This window comes from Amycolatopsis echigonensis, from assembly GCF_014174495.1.
Classification (GTDB): domain Bacteria; phylum Actinomycetota; class Actinomycetes; order Mycobacteriales; family Pseudonocardiaceae; genus Amycolatopsis; species Amycolatopsis echigonensis.
This window is the reverse complement of sequence record NZ_JACJHR010000011.1, coordinates 110,254-126,884: the sequence shown is the minus strand read 5'-3', so window position 1 is coordinate 126,884 and position 16,631 is coordinate 110,254. Positions and strand designations below refer to the sequence as shown.

The 16,631-nt window shown below is 70.0% G+C and carries 13 protein-coding genes and 2 tRNA genes; 8 read left to right on the top strand and 7 right to left on the bottom strand.

All coding sequences use genetic code 11. From position 1 onward, the window contains the following. Positions 1-82: 82 nt before the first annotated feature. Positions 83-487 carry a VOC family protein gene (locus H5411_RS10665; RefSeq protein WP_183123687.1) on the top strand — a complete coding sequence of 135 codons (405 nt, stop codon included), beginning with the start codon at positions 83-85 and terminating at the stop codon, positions 485-487. A 1-nt stretch (position 488) separates the two neighbouring features. Here H5411_RS10665 and H5411_RS10660 read toward each other — a convergent pair whose 3' ends face one another. Next, the gene (locus H5411_RS10660; RefSeq protein WP_101436472.1) at positions 489-1,187 is read right to left on the bottom strand and encodes a FadR/GntR family transcriptional regulator; all 699 of its coding nucleotides are present in this window, start codon (positions 1,185-1,187) and stop codon (positions 489-491) included. A 77-nt stretch (positions 1,188-1,264) separates the two neighbouring features. On the opposite strand from H5411_RS10660, the gene H5411_RS10655 reads away from it, so the two are divergent. Then, on the top strand, positions 1,265-1,609 hold the full coding sequence (locus H5411_RS10655) for a VOC family protein (protein WP_183123686.1): 345 nt from the start codon (positions 1,265-1,267) through the stop codon (positions 1,607-1,609). Positions 1,610-2,528: 919 nt separating this feature from the next. Then, the gene (locus H5411_RS10650) at positions 2,529-3,290 is read left to right on the top strand and encodes a sulfite exporter TauE/SafE family protein (RefSeq protein WP_183123685.1); all 762 of its coding nucleotides are present in this window, start codon (positions 2,529-2,531) and stop codon (positions 3,288-3,290) included. Here the strand turns inward: H5411_RS10650 and hisC are convergent. Further along, positions 3,283-4,341: a histidinol-phosphate transaminase gene (hisC, locus tag H5411_RS10645; RefSeq protein WP_101436469.1), complete on the bottom strand. Its 1,059-nt coding sequence runs from the start codon at positions 4,339-4,341 to the stop codon at positions 3,283-3,285. The genes H5411_RS10650 and hisC overlap by 8 nt on opposite strands. 104 nt (positions 4,342-4,445) lie before the next feature. Between hisC and H5411_RS10640 the strand changes: the two genes are divergently transcribed. The 5 genes from H5411_RS10640 to H5411_RS10620 all read left to right on the top strand — a co-directional run bounded on the left by H5411_RS10640 (position 4,446) and on the right by H5411_RS10620 (position 9,290). Next, positions 4,446-5,078: a dienelactone hydrolase family protein gene (locus tag H5411_RS10640; RefSeq protein ID WP_183123684.1), complete on the top strand. Its 633-nt coding sequence runs from the start codon at positions 4,446-4,448 to the stop codon at positions 5,076-5,078. Positions 5,079-5,282: 204 nt separating this feature from the next. Continuing rightward, complete coding sequence (locus H5411_RS10635) at positions 5,283-7,262, top strand: acetoacetate--CoA ligase (RefSeq protein WP_183123683.1); 1,980 nt, start codon at positions 5,283-5,285, stop codon at positions 7,260-7,262. Between the two features lie 46 nt (positions 7,263-7,308). After that, positions 7,309-9,018, top strand: coding sequence for a phosphatidylglycerol lysyltransferase domain-containing protein (locus H5411_RS10630; RefSeq protein WP_183123702.1), 1,710 nt, complete (start codon positions 7,309-7,311; stop codon positions 9,016-9,018). 66 nt (positions 9,019-9,084) lie between these two features. Then, positions 9,085-9,174, top strand: a tRNA-Ser gene (locus tag H5411_RS10625). A 42-nt stretch (positions 9,175-9,216) separates the two neighbouring features. Further along, positions 9,217-9,290 (top strand) — tRNA-Arg (locus H5411_RS10620). 273 nt (positions 9,291-9,563) lie between these two features. Here H5411_RS10620 and H5411_RS10615 read toward each other — a convergent pair. The 5 genes from H5411_RS10615 to H5411_RS10595 are packed head-to-tail and all read right to left on the bottom strand — an operon-like array spanning position 9,564 to position 16,624. Continuing rightward, positions 9,564-9,731: a hypothetical protein gene (locus H5411_RS10615; RefSeq protein ID WP_158242479.1), complete on the bottom strand. Its 168-nt coding sequence runs from the start codon at positions 9,729-9,731 to the stop codon at positions 9,564-9,566. Between the two features lie 60 nt (positions 9,732-9,791). Continuing rightward, entirely contained in the window at positions 9,792-10,598 is an 807-nt protein-coding gene (locus H5411_RS10610; RefSeq protein WP_183123682.1) for a thiopeptide-type bacteriocin biosynthesis protein, read from the bottom strand. Further along, positions 10,591-12,813: a hypothetical protein gene (locus H5411_RS10605; protein ID WP_183123681.1), complete on the bottom strand. Its 2,223-nt coding sequence runs from the start codon at positions 12,811-12,813 to the stop codon at positions 10,591-10,593. Before H5411_RS10605 ends, H5411_RS10610 begins: the two co-directional genes overlap by 8 nt. A 5-nt stretch (positions 12,814-12,818) precedes the next feature. Next, on the bottom strand, positions 12,819-14,303 hold the full coding sequence (locus tag H5411_RS10600) for a SagB/ThcOx family dehydrogenase (protein WP_183123680.1): 1,485 nt from the start codon (positions 14,301-14,303) through the stop codon (positions 12,819-12,821). Further along, complete coding sequence (locus H5411_RS10595) at positions 14,300-16,624, bottom strand: TOMM precursor leader peptide-binding protein (RefSeq protein WP_220816764.1); 2,325 nt, start codon at positions 16,622-16,624, stop codon at positions 14,300-14,302. Before H5411_RS10595 ends, H5411_RS10600 begins: the two co-directional genes overlap by 4 nt. Positions 16,625-16,631 lie beyond the last annotated feature (7 nt).

Sequence of the window (16,631 nt, the reverse complement as noted above, 5' to 3'; positions counted from 1 at the left end):
GCCAGACCCCCATCGTGGCAAAGTCTTCACAAACTTGTGAAGACTGTAGCGCTGATTGCCGGAGGCAGCATCATCCATAGGCATGGCGAAGCGGGTGCAGATAGCCATCGACTGTGCGGACCCGGAGCGGCTGGCGGAGTTCTGGGCCGCGGCGCTGGGGTACGTGGTCGAAGGGCCGTCCTCGGGGGCGTCGAGCTGGGCCGAGTTCTCCCGCTCGGTCGGGGACGGCGCGGAAGCGTGGTGCGCGGCGGCCGACCCGGCCGGACTCGGCCCACGGTTGCTGTTCCATCGCGTGCCCGAGCCGAAACTCGGCAAGAACCGGCTGCACCTGGACGTGCGCACCGGGGCGGCGGATCGAGTCGGGGTCGAGGCCGAGACGGCCAGGTTGGTCGCGCGAGGCGCCGTGCATGTGCGCACGGTCGTGGACGAGAGCGGCTGTTTCGCCGTGCTGCAGGATCCGGAAGGCAACGCATTCTGCGTGTGCTGATTCAGGAAGACGCGTAGTCGTGGGCGTAGGTTTTCGCGTCCAGCAAGTGTTTGAGGGTGATCTCGCGGGCGGCTGCCGCGTCCGACCGGCTGATGGCGTCGAGAATCGCGCGGTGCTCGGCCACGGCCTTGCGGATCTGCCCAGGCAGCCGCAGCGCGGCCCGGCGTTCCTCGCCGACCAGGGCGAGCACCGAACGAAGCAGGTCAGCGACGTCGTCGTTGCCCGCGTTGCCGGCGATCACCCGATGGAACTCGGCGTCGGTCGCGATGACGCGCAACATGTCCCCAGCCGCCGCGGCCGCCTCCATCTCCGCGACGTTGTCCGCGAGCCGCTGCACCACACGCGGCGTGTGCTGCCGGGCAAGCCGCTCGGCGAGGGTCGGCTCGACGGTCGCGCGCAGGTCGAACAGCTTCTCCACCAGCTGCTCGTGCTCGGAAAACCAGCTGCTCAGCGGGCTTTCCTCGGTGCCTTGCTCGCGGACGTAAGTGCCTGACCCGGCGCGAATCTGGACGTAACCGATCGAATCCAGGACGCGCAACGCCTGGCGCAGTGACCCGCGACTGATGCCAAGCTGCTCGCACAACGCGCGTTCGGCGGGCAGCCGCGAGCCCGGCGGAAGCTCGCCCGAGTCGATCATCGTGCGCAGATGGTCGACCGTGGCGCTCCAGACCTGCTCGGATTCGTGGGCCACGCCGCCCATCCTGACAGCTGGCGACCCGAGGCGCGGGAAATTGTCGGTGGCGGGTGTCACGATCTTGGGTGGGAAAGGGAGGGACCATGCCCGCGCAGTTCAAGGATCTCGCACTGGACGCACTCGACCACCAGGCACAGGCCGACTGGTGGTGCACGGTGCTCGGCTACGTCCGCCGGAGCCCGCCCGGCGAGAAACCGCCGGACTGGCCGGTCGCGATCGTCGACCCGGCCGGCGAGGGGCCGTTGCTCTGGCTGAACCCGGTGCCGGAGCGCAAGACGGTGAAGAACCGGATGCACCTGGACGTGTGGGGAAATCCGGACGAACTGGTCGCGGCCGGTGCGCGGATGGTGGCGGAGCGAGGAGGGGACCGGGAGTGGCACGTGATGGCGGATCCGGAGGGGAACGAGTTTTGCGTCTTTGAGCGGTGAGGGGTGGTGCCGGGCGGGGTGGGGTTCGGCGGAGTGGGTGAGTGGAGTGCGTGGAGTGGCTGGGAGTGGAGGTGAGTGCGGCGGGAGCGGAGCGAGGAGGTGAAGCGGGCTGGGTGCCGAGGGCGGAGACGCACGCGGGTTGAGTGCCGAGGCGGGAGCGGGCTGGGTGCTGAGGCGGAGACGGAACGCGGACCGGCGGCTGCGCTGAAGTGCGGGCTTGTGGCTGAGGCGGCGGCAGATCACGGACCAGCTGGCTGGCGGAGTGCGATCTGGCGGTGAAGCCGAAGTGCGGACCTGACGGCTGAATCGCGGACTCGGCGGCCCGACCTGGCAGCGGGAGCGTGGGCTCGGCGGCCGGACCTGGCGGGCAGGAGCGTGGGCTCGGCGGCCGGACCTGGCGGCCGGAGTGCGGACTCGGCGGCCGGATGTGGCAGCTGGTGTGCGGATCCGGCGGCTCGACCTGACGGCTGGTGCGCGGCTCCGACCGGACCCGGCGGCTGGTGCGTGGACCCGGCGGCTGGTGCGTGGACCTGGCGGCTGGTGCGTGGACCTGGCGGCTGGTGCGTGTGCCTGGCGGTTGAGTGCGGACCAGCGGCTGGATGTGGCGGCCGGAGCTCGGACTCGGCGGCCCCGGCCTGGCGGCTGGTGCGCGGATCCGGCCAGACGTGGCGGCTCTGGCGGTTGGACGTGGCGGCCAGAGCGCGGACCCGGTGGCCGAAGTGGAGCGCGCGGTGGCGGTTGTGTCAGCCCGTGGCGGGTCCCGTTGCGTGCGCGGCCACGCCGGGGACTGCCGATGAGCTGAACCGGCGCCCGCCGCCAGGCACCCGTCGCGCCTGGGCGATGCCTTCCAGTGTCTGACCGGACACATCGCGTCGCCGGGTGAGGAGGCTCCTGCTTAGGGTCAGCGGGTGAGTGCTTTATGACCTGGTGGCATGCCGTCGTCATCTTCATCGCCGGGATGTGGGCCGGGACGATCAACACCGTCGTCGGTTCAGGGACGCTCGTGACCTTCCCGGTGCTCGTCGCGCTGGGCTATCCGCCGGTGACCGCTACGACGTCGAACGCGGTCGGGCTCGCGCCGGGCACGGTCAGTGGTGCGTACGGCTACCGGCATGAGCTCGTCGGGTACTGGCCGCAGGTGATGCGGTTCGCGGTCGCCTCGTTCTTCGGGGCCATCGGTGGCACCGTGCTGCTCCTGACGCTGCCCAAAGGTGCCTTCGAGAAGATCGTTCCGGTGCTGGTCGGGCTCGCCGTCGTGCTCGTGATCGTTCAGCCCAAGGTGTCGAAGTGGGTGCAGAAACGCCGCGAGGCCAACGGGCGCGAGCACCACGCCGGGCCGTTGCTGTTCGGGCTGCTCTTCGTCATCGGCATCTACGGCGGCTACTTCACCGCCGCGCAGGGCGTGATGATGATGGCTGTCATGGGCATGCTGCTGTCCGAACCGTTGCAGCGGCTCAACGGCGTCAAAAACGTGCTGTCCGCGGTCGTGAACATCGTCGCCGGCACGATTTACGCGTTCGTCGCCCCGGTGAGCTGGCCGGTGATCGGGCTGCTCGCGCTCGGGTCCACGATCGGCGGGCAGCTCGGGGCCAGGATCGGCCGCAAGCTGCCGCCCACCGTGCTGCGCGGCGTGATCGTCGTGATCGGGCTCGCCGCGGTCGTGCAGCTGGTCCTCAAATAGCCTGGAATTCCTTGGCCGCGGCCAGCATCAGGTCGTTCTCCTCCGGGGTCCCGATCGTCACGCGCGCGCCCTCGCCGGGGAACGGGCGCACGATCAGCTTCCGGTCCAGCATGTGCTCGGCGAAGGCGGCGGTGCGCTCGCCGAGCGGGAACCACACGAAGTTCGCCTGGGTCGGCGGGATTTCGTAGCCCATCTCCAGCAACGCGTCCCGCACCCGGGTGCGTTCGGAGATGATCTCCTGGCACCGGGCGAGCAGTTCGTCCTCCGCGTCGAGCGACGCGATCGCGGCCACCTGCGCGATGCTGTTCACCGAGAACGCCACGTACACCTGCTGCAGCGCCTGCGCGATCGGCTCCGGAGCCACCGCGTACCCGACGCGCAGCCCGGCGAGCCCGTACGCCTTCGAGAACGTGCGCAGCACCGCCACATTGCCGCGCGTCCGCGTGAACTCGATGCCGTCCGGCACCTCGGGGTCGGTGACGAATTCCTTGTATGCCTCATCCAGCACCACAAGCACGTGCGGCGGCACCGCTTCGAGGAACCGCTCGATCTCGTCCCGGTGCAGCACGGTGCCGGTCGGGTTGTTCGGGTTGCAGAGGAACACCAGCTTGGTGCGGTCGGTGATCCGCGCCAGCATCGCGTCGAGGTCCAGCCCGTGCTCCGGCGTCAGCGGAACCTTCACGCCTGTGGCGAGCGCCACCTGTACCACGATCGGGTAGGCCTCGAACGACCGCCAGCCGAACAGCACCTCGTCGCCGGCACCGCACAGCGCCTGGATCATCTGCTGGCACAGCGAAACCGAACCGCAGCCGATCGCGAGCCGCTCGACCGGCACGTCCAGCCGCCGCGAAAGCCGCTCGCGCAAAGCCTGGGAACCGTTGTCCGGATACCGGTTCACTCCGGTGACCGCAGCCGTGATCGCCGCCTGCACGCTCGGCAGCGGACCGCCGGGCACCTCGTTGCTCGCGAGCTTGACGGCCCCTTCGATCGTCCGGCCGGGGACGTACTTCGGCAACGAATCGAGGTCAGGGCGGGGGGCGAGGGACGGCATCGTCGGAACTCCTCGGTTTTCACGGGACGACGGGGTCACCGTATCTCGCCCCGGCCGATCCGGAAAGGTTCCCAATGTTCACCCAGAGGTGATTGCATGAGGCGATGACGTCGACGACCACCGTGGACCACCAGCGTACCGACGGCAGCACCCTCCGCCTCACCTTCGCCGAGCCCGACCGCGCGCTTCGCGGCGGCCTGGTGGTCCTGCACGAGGGCCACGGGGTCACTGACGGCGTTCTGCTGCTGGTCAAGAGCCTCGCCGGCGAGGGCTGGCTCACTGTCACGCCGCACATCGAGTCCGGCGAACAGCTCACCCAGCGCGATCTGCTCGAAGCGACGGACCGCACGCTCGAATGGCTCACCGATCGCGGCGTCGAGGCCGACCTCCGCGGCGTCGTCGGCTTCGACCTCGGCGGCACGGCGGCGCTGGTAGTCGCCTCGCACCGCAAGTTCGGGGCGGCGGTGAGCGTCGGCGGCCAGGCGGTCGCGGAGCTGCCGAAACTGCTGGAGATCGCCGGCCGCGTGACCAGCCCGTGGCTCGGCATGTACGGCGATGCCGGGGACGAGGTCGGCGAGGCCGAGGTGGAGCAGCTGCGCGAGGCCGCGGCGTCGGCGAAAGTCGCGACGAACGTCGTGCGCTACCCGGGCGCGAACCACCGCTTCGACGCCGATCCCAACGCGGCCGCAGAGGCCTGGCAACGCACCCTCGACTGGTTCGACGCCCATCTCCGCTGATCTCCGGCAGCGCCCTCGGCAGGGCTTGTCGAACAGCAGCGACTGGAGGCGATCGGCGGCCGCTCTGTCCTTTGTGGAGGAGCGGCAGGCGTTCCGGTGCTGAGCAACTTTCCAGACGTCGCCTGGACGTGTCCGCGCGCTGCTGGCCGGAGTGGCCACGGTCGAAAAAGGACTTCGCGAGCATCCCGGGGTTAGCATCGGCGAGTGACCGAGAACGCCGCTGCTCCCGAGGTGCTCTGGCGACCCGACCCGAACCAGGTCGCTGACTCGAAGATCGAAGCCTTCCGCCGATGGCTGCGCGAGCGGCGCGGCGTCGACCTGGCCGATTACGACGACCTGTGGCACTACTCGGTCGAGCACGTCCCCGAGTTCTGGGCCGCGGTGGCGGAGTTCTTCGGCGTGCGCTGGCACGAGCAGCCGCGGGAAATCCTGTCCGGCGCGATGCCGGACGCGAAATGGTTCGAAGGCGGCACGCTCAACTACGCCGAACACTCGCTGAGCCCGGACACCGGCGGCGCGACGAAGGCCGACGACGAACTCGCGGTGATCTTCCACCGCGAGGACGGGCTCACCGAGCAATTCACCTACGGCGACCTCCGCGCGCACGTCGCCGCCGCGCGCGCCGCGTTGCGCGCTTTCGGTGTCGGCAAAGGAGATCGGGTCGTCGCGCTCGCCCCGAACTGCCCGCAGACGCTCATCGCTTTCCTCGCCACCGCCAGCCTCGGCGCGATCTGGTCGTCGTGTTCCCCGGACTTCGGGATCCGCGCGATCGCCGACCGGTTCACCCAGATCGAGCCGAAGGTGCTCATCGCGGTGAACGGATACGCTTACCACGGCCGGAAATTCGACATCCGCGACACCGTTCAGCAGTTGCGCGAACAGCTTCCTTCGCTGGAAGCCACCGTTTTGGTGAAGTACGTAGGAGATGGGACCATCGACGGCGTCGTCGACTGGAACGCGATGCTCGCCGAACACGCGGGCGGCGAGCTGGCGTACGAGCCGGTGGAAGCCTCGCATCCGTTGTGGATCCTGTATTCCTCGGGCACGACCGGGCTCCCGAAGGGGATCGTGCAGAGCCACGGCGGCATCGTCGTCGAACACTTCAAAGCGCTGGGACTGCAGAGCGGGCTGGGGCCGAGCGACCGATTCTTCTGGTTCACCACCACCGGCTGGATGATGTGGAACTTCATCGTCTCCGGGCTGCTCGTCGGCACCACGATCGTGTTGTACGACGGCAGTCCCGGCCATCCGGACCTGAACGCGCTGTGGCACCTGGCGGAGCAGCACCGCATCACCTACTTCGGCACGTCCGCGCCGTTCATCCAGAGCTGCCTCAAGGCGGGCCTCGCCCCGGCCGAACGCTACGACCTCAGCGCGCTGCGCGTCGTCGGCTCGACCGGTGCGCCGTTGTCGCCGGAGGGCTTCCGCTGGATCGCCGACGCGATCGGCCGGGATGTGCAGATCTGCTCGGTCTCCGGCGGCACCGACCTGTGCGCGGGGATCGTCACGGCCGCGCCGGACGTGCCGGTGTGGCTCGGCGAACTGTCCTGCCGCGCGCTCGGCGTGGCCGCGGCGGCGTTCGACGACCGCGGCGAGCCGGTGGTCGAGGAGGTCGGTGAGCTGGTGATCACCGAGCCGATGCCGTCGATGCCGGTCTCCTTCTGGAACGACCCGGACGGTTCCCGGCTGCGCGAGGCGTACTTCGAGATGTATCCGGGTATCTGGAGGCATGGCGACTGGGTCAAGATCACGCGCCGCGGTTCGGCGGTGGTCTACGGCCGCAGCGATTCGACGCTCAACCGCGGCGGCGTCCGGATGGGCACCGCCGAGTTCTACCGGGTCGCGGAAGGCTTTGCCCAGGTCGCCGACTCGCTGGTCATCGATACGTCGGCGGCGGGCAACGACGACGGGCAGCTGCTGTGTTTTGTCGTACTCACGGCCGGCGCGACACTCGAAGAAGTTGAGCCTGACCTGCGGAAAGAGCTTCGCAACGCGCTGTCGCCACGACACGTACCCGATCGGTTCATCGTCGTTTCCGAGATTCCCCGTACGTTGAACGGTAAGAAGTGCGAAGTACCAGTGAAGCGGATCCTCTCCGGAGTCGCGCCGGAGAGGGCGGTGAGCAGGGACGCGCTGGCCAACCCGGCCGCGCTGGCCCCCTTCGTGGAGCTCGCCGCGGACTGAACGCGCCAGCGGGGGGAAGCATGGCAGGGCCGTGCGTGTTGCACGCGTGGTGACCGAGACGCGCGCGCAGCACACTTGGCAGGCGGCCGGCGTCACGTCGGTCGTCGCGATCACCTGGGTGACCAGGCTGGCCGGGCTGCTGGCCATCGTGTCCACGGTCGTGCCGATGGGCCGCGACGTGCGCGGGCACGTGGCCAAATGGCTGGAGCTGCCGAGCGAAGCGACCACCGCGGCGGCCGCTGTGGCGCTGGTCACCGGTGTGTTGCTGATCATGCTCGCGGCCGGGCTCCGTCGCCGCAAGCGCCGCGCCTGGCAACTGGCGGTCGGCTTCGCCGCCCTGTTGGCGTTGTCACACCTCGGGCTGCGGCACGTTTTCGGTGCGGGCGTGGTGTCCGTGGTGCTGCTCGCCGGGCTCATCGGCACCAGGCGGTACTTCATCGCCCGCCCGGACCCGACCGTTGGCCGCTGGCGTGCGCTGCGAGTGCTGTTACAGCTGGTGCTGGCCGGGTTCGTGCTCAACTTCGCGCTGCTGTCCGTCGCGCCCGCCCGGATGCTCGACCCGATGAGCTTCGCGGACCGGTTTTCCCAGTCCGCGCTCGCGCTCGCCGGCGTCAGCGGGCCCGCGGTGTTCCACGAGATGTGGTTCGAGGACCTGTCCGCGTCGGTCGGGCTGGTCTTCAGCATCACCGGCGTACTGGTGTCGGCGTATTTCTTGCTGCGCTCGTCCGAACCCGCGCCGGAGCTGTCCGACGACGAACTCGCGCGGCTGCACGAGTTGCTGAAGCAGCACGGGGAACGGGACTCGCTGGGCTACTTCGCGCTGCGCCGCGACAAGTTCGCGGTCTTCTCCAAGACCGGCAAGGCGGCCGTCACGTTCCGCGTGATCGCCGGGGTCGCGTTGACGTCGGCCGACCCGCTCGGCGACCACGAGGCGTGGCCCGGCGCGATCGAGGAGTACCTGGACATCTGCAAGCGCAACGCCTGGCTGCCCGCCGCGATGGGCGCGTCCGAGCTGGGCGCGACGGTGTGGGCCCGGTTCGGCCTGGAGGTGCTGGAAATCGGCGACGAGGCGGTCGTCGACACCGAGACGTTCACGCTGGAAGGCCGCGTGATGCGCGGCGTGCGACAGGCGTCGTCGCGGACGAAGCGGGCCGGCTACAAGGTCTTGGTGCGCCGGGCCGAGGACCTGCGTCCCGGCGAGCTGTCCGAGCTGGTGCACCTGGCCGCCGCCTGGCGCGGCACCGAAACCGAACGCGGGTTCTCGATGGCGCTGGGCCGCATGGGCGACCCCGGTTCGGTGATCGTCACCGCGGAACAGGGCGGCCGCGTCCGGGGCGTGCTGCAGTTCGTGCCGTGGGGCGAACGAGGCCTCTCGCTGGACGTGATGCGGCGGGACCGCACCGCCGACAACGGCGTGAACGAGCTGATGATCTCGGAGCTGCTGCTGTACTCCCGCGAGAACGGCATCGACCACGTGTCGCTGAACTTCGCCGCCTTCCGCGCCCTGATGGAGCAGGGTCAGCGCATCGGAGCGGGCCCGGTCGCGCGCCTCTCGGCGAAGGTCCTGCACTTCTTCTCGCGGTGGATCCAGATCGAAAGCCTCTACCGGTTCAACGCCAAGTTCCAGCCCCGGTGGGTCCCGCGCTACCTCGTCTACCCAGGCGTCGGGTCGCTGCCGCGCGTAGGCATCGCGACCTTCGAAGCCGAGGGCCTCGGCGGACGTTCCCCCTGGTTGCGGCGGCTGCTGCAGCGTTGAGGGGGGTGCCTTCCGGAGGGGGCGGAGGGGTGTGTAACCTATCTGAGCAGTGGTCGTTGGGACCCAGGAGGCTTCGCCTAGTCTGGTCTATGGCGCCGCACTGCTAATGCGGTTGGGGGTAACCCCCCCTCCCGGGTTCAAATCCCGGAGCCTCCGCTGGTGCTTGTTTCGGCAGGTGCTAGATTAACAACTGAACACGCGCCCGTAGCTCAGCTGGATAGAGCATCTGACTACGGATCAGAAGGTCAGGGGTTCGAATCCCTTCGGGCGCACTGTCTGGTCGAGACAGTAAAGCGAGGACCCCCTGGTGACAGGGGGTCCTCGCTGTCTGGACGGCGACCGGGAGCTCCGGCGTGGCCAAGCCGGCTTACGACCCGGGTCTTCTTGAGTTCAATCGTGCGGAATATCCGCCCATGCAGTTCCCGGTCCGGGGCTTTCACTCGATCGATCATCGGGATTCCGGTACCCGCGTGATACGGCCGCGGCGCTGGGAACGGGAATAGGCCCGCTCTCAGCGCCGCGGTCGCGCGCGAGGCGGCACCGGACTACTTGTCTTTCTTCTTCGGGAGCTGTTCGGCGGCCTTCTTGCCGGCCGGGCCGAGTTTGCCGAGCACCGTGCGCACGCCCTTGACCACTGCGTCCCCGACGGGGTTCGGGTGGTCGTCGTCCGGGTCGCCGATGCTGCTCGCCGCGCCGCTGGAACCTGAGTCCATGATCTTTCTCCCTGTCTGGCGTCGTTATTTTTGATTGCCGATTTTGTTGGCTAATTACCCCTATTCGATGCTACGCATTCGTCGCACCCACAACAACCGTGCGATTTGTGCCTCCTCTCCGGGAACGGCGCCGAGCCGATTGTTCATGAGGTGGACGTGCTGGAAAGCGGCCCGGTAAGGCGAAACGCGGCGTGCCGAGTCCTCGTACTCCGCCCAGAACCGCTCGGCGTAACGGCGCAACGGGCGTCCGACCGAATCGCTCGCGAGTTCCCGCGCCACGGTTTCGGCGAGGCGGCTCGCTTGGCGTACGGCGGCCGGATCGCCGGGGTGCGCGGTCGCGGCGGCGGGACGCCAGGCGACGGTCCGGGCACCGCGACCTGACCAGTACCACGCGTACTGGTGCAGAAAACTCACCTGCTGCGTCGTGGGCAAGCCGTCGGCGATCACCGCCGTATGGGCCGCGGCCAATGCGATGCGGCGAGCCGGGGTCCGGGCGGGCAGCAGTTCCAGGGCGGTTTCGCTGCCGAGGTGCGCGACGCGTTCGGCGAACTCCACGCCGTCGCGTCCGCGGAATTTCGCCAATTCCGGTTCGTACCAGCGTTTCACGACTTCCGCGCCGTGTTCGGCGAAGCGTCGGTCCAGGTCCGCTTCGACCTCGGACGCGGCTTCGGGGCGCGCGTTGAACCGTACGCGCAGCTGCAGGCCCGACATGTCCATGTACTGCAGGAAAAACCACCGCCGCAATCCTTCGCGGTGCGCGGCGACGAATGGGTGCACGACTTGCCGCAACAGCGTCGGAACGGACCGGAGATCGGGCACGTAAACCCGCCAATAGCGCCACTCCGGTCGCAGCACGGCATCAATCATGGGTCACCACCGTGAGGAATTCCGTGACGCGCCCGGCTGCCGCACCCGCGGCGGGCAGCGCTTCGGTGAATTCGAGTTCCTCCGCGCCGGCCACGCCTTTCAGCGCCGTCCACGCCGCGAGCGGGGAGTCGAAGCTGAGCCATTGCGGTTTGCTCAGCGGCGTCCCGCCCGCGGCGAGCCCGCGGACGAACAGTTGCTCGGGCAGCCCGTGTTCGGCCCGGAACATCCGGCCGGCGCGGAGGAAGTCGAGGTCGGGGCCGCTGCCGAGCTTCGGGAGCGCCGACGCGGGCAGCGTCCAGCGGGCCCGGCGCAGCACGAGCCGCCCGTCGGTCACGCGGTCGCGGAAGCCAGATCCGGGCGTCGGTGCCCACGGGCCGAGCGACAGCCACGGGTCCGAAAGCAGTTGCAGCACGCGGGGCACGCCGCGCAGCAGGTGTGCGGGCACCGCGCCGAGATAGCTCAACGCCGCGGGGCGTCCGGTTGGGTCAAGGATTTCGAGCGTGCCGGTGGCCGGGTCGTGGCGCACGCGGAAACCGTCGATCGGCACGCCGCCGTAAGCACGTTCGGCTCCCCAGGACAGGACTGGCGTCGCACGCACGCCCGGGCGTTGCGTATCCGTCCAGTCGGCGTGTGCGGTCAGCTGGTAGACCGCCGCGTCCGGGAAACGCCGTTCGTGCAGGGCGGCCATCGCCGTTTCGACCTGATCGGACAGACCCGGCACGCCCGCCCAGCGCGCGACCGCGCCGAGGTAACCCGGGTGGACCTGGTTGAGCACCAGCGCGTCGCCCGCGACCTGCCAGAACACCGAGTGCGCGGGCCGTCCGACGCTCGCCCCGGACACCTCACGCGCTTGCGGGTCGGGCACCGCGCACCGCGAAAGCCACCACATCGGGTCCAGGTCCCGCACCGCGCGGAACGCGAACTCGGCGAGGTCGGCGCTGCCGTCGCGGTAGTGGTGCACGAAAAAACGGACCAGATCGAAGTAACCCGCCCGGGGCCGCACCGTCGAGCGCAACACGCCTTCGAGGCGGTCCAGTTCTCCGGGAACCCACTCGGGCGGAACGGTTTCCGGCTCCGGGCCGTGCGCGACGGTTTCGTGCACCAGGCCCAGTCCGTCCAGCCATCCAGCGCGGGCCGGGTCGCGCTCGGCCAACGTCGTGCGCAGGCGGGAACGGAGGGCGAGCACGGCTTCGGCGCGCTGGCGTCCGTTTTCCTTGCCGGCAACGACTTTTTCGGCTTCGGCCAGCGCGGGTTCGCCCCACGCCGTGAAATGCCGCGGTTCGGCCAGCTCCCACGGCGGCACCAGCAACAGCAGGCCCTGATCCAGAAGCCGGCGCAGCTCGTCGAGCGAGCAGCCCAGCAAGGCGGCCAGTTCTCGCAGGCGGCGCGGGCGAGCGTCGAACGGCACTGGGCCGGGCAACGCCGTGACCTCGTCCTCGCGGAAGTACACGCCACCGCGTTTGAGGTGGACCGGCAACGCGGCGAGCCACTCGTCGCCGACCAACCTGGTGTCCACATTGGGCATCACGACCGGGTCGCTGGCCAGCGCCGCGTAGGCGAGCCGCGCGGCGACGCGCGAAGAACTCACCAACCTGCGCTCCCGGCCGGGATCGACCGCTCCGGCGAAGCCGCCGACGCCGACCGTGGTCAATGTGCCGAACGGACTGGGCTTCAGCGTGGTCCGCACCAGATACGACACCGCGCTGCGGCTCAGCCTGCCGCCGGGTTTGCCCAGCTCCGGCCGGTCAGTGAAGGCCGTGACGAACTCCGGGCTGGCCAGCGCGAGCCCGGCGAGCACGTCGGGCTGGCGCAACGCGGCCGACACCGCGTGCTGCGCCGCCGCCAGCTCGCCGGTCAGCGCCCGAGCCGCCTTTTCCAGCAGTTCCCGCTCCCGCACCAGCGCTTGGTGCCACTCGCCGAGCCGCTCCGCGTCCGCCGGGGCCAGCACCTCGCGCGAGAGCCGGAGCCCGGCCTCGTCGGTGCGGTCGTTGAACACGCCCCGGCGCAGCCGGATGAGCCCGCGCCGCTGGTCGCGCGACAGTCCGTCGCGCCCGATGACGGCGTGCAGCAGGTCGCAGACCGGTTCGCGCAGCGCGTTTTTGCGTGCCGCGGCGGCCTCGGCCTCCTCCAGCAGGGCAAGGGTCTCCGGGGCCCGCAGGCCGTCGAGCACCGCGGCGGGCAGCCCGCAGATCCGGGAGACGAGCAGTTCGGCCACGGTCGTCACCGCCTACGCGCGGCCAGGGCCTCGGCCTGCCAGCCCGGGTCGTTGCCCGCGCGCCAGTCGAGCGCGCCGTCCCCGCTCACCGGCGCCGGCAGTTCCGCAGGGGCGCTGCCGAGGATGAACTCGCCGACCGAGGACTCCCGCAGGTAGTCGAGCTTGAACGCGCGGGCCGACGCGTCGGCGTCCCCGCTGCCCAGCCCGCAGCCGGCCAGCCCCATCGCGGTCGCCACCAGGTACATCGTCTGGTACAGCGCGCCGGCGTGCTTGAGGGTCACGGCGTAGGCGATCGACTGGTACTTCCACGAGAGCCGCTGGAAGCGGGACGTCATGGTCACCAGCACGTCCGGCACGGCCTGGCCGCCGGTCGACAGCGTCGCGACGGACAGCAGTTCCTCCCGTACGGCCTCGTCGGCGTTGACCAGCCGCAGCACGTGCTCGCCCGCGTCGTAGTGGTAGATGCCCGGCTCCAGCCCGTCGCACCGGCGCACGGTCAGGTACAGCTCCAGTTCGTAGCCCGCGCCTCCGCACGGGTACGGACGGCTCGAACCCTCGTACGGCATGCGCGCCTCCGGCCGCGGCCCGTACGTGCCGCGCACCCGCGCGGTGCGGTACAGGAACTCGCCCAGCTGCTGCGCGGTGATCGGCTTCTCGCCGTACGTCCGGATGGACTGGCGCGCCTCGATGGCCTCCTGCAGGCCCGGATCGGCCGAGCGCACGACGTCGAACTCGGGGCGGTACAACGTGATCGCCGGGCCCTCCGGGGCGGGCTTCACCGCGGGCAGCGGCTCGATCTGTCCCACGTAAGGGAACCGGCCGCCGAACGCCTCGTCGGTGCGCCCGATCCGGCTGCGGCTGTGGAAGTACAGGTCGTGCACGTCCCATTGGCGCAGCACGTCGTCCTGGTCCGCGGGAAACTCGCCGTCCGTTCCGAGGTCGAGGAAACCGGCACCAGCCAGCGCGGCCAGCACGGGATGCCATTCCGCGTCCAGTTCGGACACCGGCCGCGCGACGGCGAGCGCGGCCACGGCCCCGGCGAGCGCCGCGTCGAGCAGCACCGCACGATACTTCCCGATCGGCGATTCGATCACCAGCTCACCGCCGCGGCGGCGCAGCAGGCTGAACTTGCCGAGGCGCAGCCACCCGCCGGCGATCTCGGGCAGTTCGGGCCGCAGCGGCGTCACGCCGGTGCGTTCCAGCACGGCCACGCGCTCGCCGCGCAGCCGGAAACCGGCGGCGAGGAACGGTTCCACCTTGGCCAGCACGGCGGCGACCGGCGAGTTCGGGTGCTCGGCGACCAGTTCCTCTTCGGTGTGCAACCCGGCGCGGACCTGCTCGAGTGCTTCGAGCATCGGCGCGCCGACGCCCTTGAGCCGGTAGCCCGCGCGGTCGGCGAGCCCGAGCAGGACCTGGTCGTCCTTGTGCAGCAAGGAAATGTCGCGGCGGAAGGTGACGACGGCTTCGGCGGTGCGTTCGAGCGTGGTCATAGGAACATCGCAATCGGGTTGAGGTCGGCTTCGGACGGCTTGCGGTCGATCCAGCCCAGCTCCAGCGGCACGTCGTACAGCCGGCCGGGCGCGAAGCGGGGCCAGAAGTGCCGCATCCCGGGCACCAGCACCCGCACCACCGGCAGGCCGATGTCGACGCGAGTCTGGTCCAGCACCAGCATTTCCATGCCGTGCTCCGCGACAATCCGCTCGGCGCGCAGCACGTCGTCGCGGACATCGGAGCTTTCGTAGCGGGCGAAGTCGGCCTTGGTGCGCCGCGGGCCTTCGGCCGGGAGCACGTACGGCTGGTTCTCGGTGGTCGCGGTGCGCCACCAGTGCAGCTGGTCGGGGTCGTTGTAGGCGTAAGTGCCCGAACCGTCGGCCTTCATGCCGATCACCGCGGGCAGGAACTGGTTCATCTCCGAGAGCGCCCGCCCGATCGCCACCTCCACGTCGAAGTGGGCGCCGAGGGCGAACAGGATGTCCTGCGCGGGCTTGTCGCGGCGGACCGAAACCGCGGCCACCGACGGGATGCCGAGGTCGTTGGTCAGGTCCAGCACCCAGGTGTCGCGTTCGAGAGCGTCGTAGCGCTGCTGCCATTCGGCGAAGTAGGGAACGTCGAAAGTGGACAGATCGATGGCCGGGCGGCGCAGCCGGTGGTACCACCACATCGCGACCGTGTCGCGTTCGACGAGTTCCATGAAGCCCTGCAGCACCGCGTCCTCGAGGCTGGTGCCCGCGGCGCAGCCGTTGGAGTTCGCTCCGGCCTGGTACCGGTTTTCCGGGTGGTGGTAAGCGAAGTAGAGCCCGGAGGTGGGGAACAGCTTGGTGCGCTGCTCGGTCAGCGACCACACCGGCGACCATTCGACCTCGGCGTGCGGGTCGAGGTCGTCGGCGACCCAGTGGAAGTGCGACGGGCGCGCGTTCCATTCGGCCCGGTCGCGGAACTGCGCTTCGCTGTACAGGTGCACCGCGTTGGGGTGGATCACCTCGGCCGGATCCAGATCGGTGTAGCGCGCGGTGCGGCGGGCTTCGTCGCCGTGGAACAGGCCGGAGTAACGCTCGATGGCCTCGCCCAGCGCGGACGCCTTGGCCTGCGCGTCGCTCATTCCCTTGCCCGCGCTGCAACTGCGCAGCCCCGCCCGCAGGTCGTTGGCGTTCGCCATCGGGATCGCGAAGTTCTGGCCCGCGGTGTAGGTGTGCAGGCCCTCGACCTCCAGCGGCACCTTCACGAGGTTGCTGATCGGTCCGGTGACCGGGCTGATCAGGTGCTCGTACCGGGCGACGAACTGCTCCGGCGGACGCGAGCGGTATCCGCCGTCGCTGCTTGCCATCCGTGGGCGCGACTCGATCCGCACGGGCGTTTCCTGGCGGCGCGCCTGCAGGTCCGGCTCACCGCACAGCGGGCACTGCGGACGCCGCTGGAACGGGTGGTGCTCCTGGGTGAGGCTGATCGTGTCGAGCGTGATGACCTCGGCCTGCCACGGCGTGCCGTATTCCGCGGCGACCCCGCCCGGCGGCTGCGGCATCGCCGCGCGTCCCGCGGCGAACGCCCCGGTGAGCCATTTGCCCACGTGCAGCGCGGCGAGCCGGTGCGCCAGGTCCTGGGTGACCGGGGTGCCGGTCACCGAGTTGACCAGTGCGGGGCTGTCGAGCACGCCGCGCTGGCGCAGGTAGGAGGCGAGGACGTTCTTGTTGGACAGCCGCACCCGCAGGCATTCGTAGCAGCCGGTGACCTCGGGTTCGAAAACCGGGCCGACCCAGATCATGCTGCCGACCGGCTTCACCGGAAGCCACGGCATCCCGGCCTCGTGGAACTGCTTGCCCCATTCGGCGAGTTCCGGGCGCAGGTAGTCGTCGGTGAGCACGACGGTGAACCCGCCGGGCTCGCTGGTCACGTTGGTGCCGAGCGCCCGCAACGCCTCGGTGAACCCGGCGGCGTCGACCTCGCCCGCGGTCAGCACGCGCACGTTCGCCGCGGCAAGCCGGCGCACCGCGTCGTCCCCGTCCACACCGGACGCTTCCCAGTAGCCGCCGACGCGCGGGTCGACCTCGGGGTCGACCTCGACGACGTAGCCGCTGCGGCCCAGCCGGTCCAGCGCGACGTCGATGCGCGCGGGGTCGGCCTCGGCGAGCGCGGCCTTGATGTCGTCGCGGCTCAGCTGCCCGTCGGCCAGCAGCGGCGCCAGCCGCTCGACCAGCGTGCCGGCCAGCCGCGTCTGCGTGGTCCGCTCACTGGTGAGGTACACCGCGTCGCCGGGCACCGTCAGCACCCGCAGCGACCGGTTGAACCTCGTGACCCGGTTGATGCTTTTCGTCATGGTTGTT